At 73.1% G+C, this 1,287-nt stretch carries 1 protein-coding gene; it reads right to left on the bottom strand.

Translation table 11 applies throughout. The features are described 5' to 3' along the window. Positions 1–1,283: NAD(P)-binding domain-containing protein (locus tag KBX00_RS28945; RefSeq protein WP_210831230.1), on the bottom strand; the 1,283-nt coding region annotated here is incomplete at its 3' end. Between the last annotated feature and the right edge of the window lie 4 nt (positions 1,284–1,287).

A 1,287-nucleotide genomic window follows, 5' to 3' on the forward strand; every position in this document is an offset into this window, starting at 1 on the left:
GGGCCGCCGCGGTTGTCGGCGGTGGCTGAGTCGGTGGGGTTGCTGTTGCAGACGCCGGTTTCGGGTAGTTCGAGTTGTACGTCGTGGGCGGCCTGCCAGTCGCCGGCGAGGGCGGCGACGACGGATCGGGTCTGTTCGTAGCCGGTGGCCATGAGGAAGGTGGGTGCGCGGCCGTAGCTTTTCATGCCGACGGCGTAGTAGCCGGGTTCGGGGTGGGCGAGTTCGTTGACGCCGTGCGGTGGGACGGTGCCGCAGGAGTGCTCGTTGGGGTCGATGAGCGGGGCGAGGGTGCGGGTGGCGCCCATGATGGGGTCGAGGTCCAGGCGTAGCTCGGCGGTGATCGTGTGGTCGGGTCGGAAGCCGGTGGCGGCGACGATCCGGTCCACCGTGACCTGCTCCTGGGTGTCGTCGGTGCGCCGGAGGGCCACCGTGACCCGGCCGTCGGTGGGGGTGATGGCGTGGACGGAGAATCCGGTCAGCAGGTGGATGCGGCCGGCGTCGACGTGCCCGCGCAGCCGGGTGCCGAGTGCGCCGCGAGCGGGTAGCGCGTCGGCGTCGCCGCCGCCGTAGGTACGGGTGGGGGACAGCGCGCGGATGGCCCAGGTCACCTCGGTGCCGGGTACGGCGGCGGCGAGTTCGGCGAGCGAGAGCAGGGTGTTGGCGGCGGAGTGGCCGGCGCCGACGACCAGGGTGTGTCGGCCGGCGAAGCGGGCCCGGTCGGTGCCGAGGACGTCGGGCAGCGCGTGTTCCAGGTGGGCGGTGGCGTCGGTTTCGCCCAGGGCGGGCAGGCCGGAGGCGCCGAGGACGTTCGGGGTGTGCCAGGTGCCGGAGGCGTCGATGACGGCCCGGGCGAGGATTTCCCGGCCGTCGGTGAGGCGGAGCAGGAAGGGAGCGGATTCCCGACCGGTGGTGCGTAGCCGGTCGTAGCCGAGTCGGCTGATCGCCGCGACCCGGGTGCCGTAGCGCAGGTGTGGCTTGAGTTGCGGCAGGTTCGCGAGGGGCTGAAGGTAGTTCTCGACGAGGTCCGCCCCGGTGGGCAGGGCGTCGGGATCGGGTGCCACCCAGCCGGCCTCGTCGAGGAGCCGACGGGCGGCCGGGTCGATGTTGTACCGCCACGGCGAGAAGACGCGGACGTGGGCCCACTGCGCGACGGCGGCGCCGGCGCCGTCGCCCGCCTCAAGGACGGTGTAGGGCAGAGCGCGCTCGTGCAGGTGCGCGGCGGCGGCGAGGCCGACCGGCCCGGCACCGATGACAGCGACGGGCAACTGGTCCAGATCACTCATCAGG

The organism is Micromonospora sp. C95 (genome assembly GCF_018070465.1).
GTDB lineage: Bacteria > Actinomycetota > Actinomycetes > Mycobacteriales > Micromonosporaceae > Micromonospora.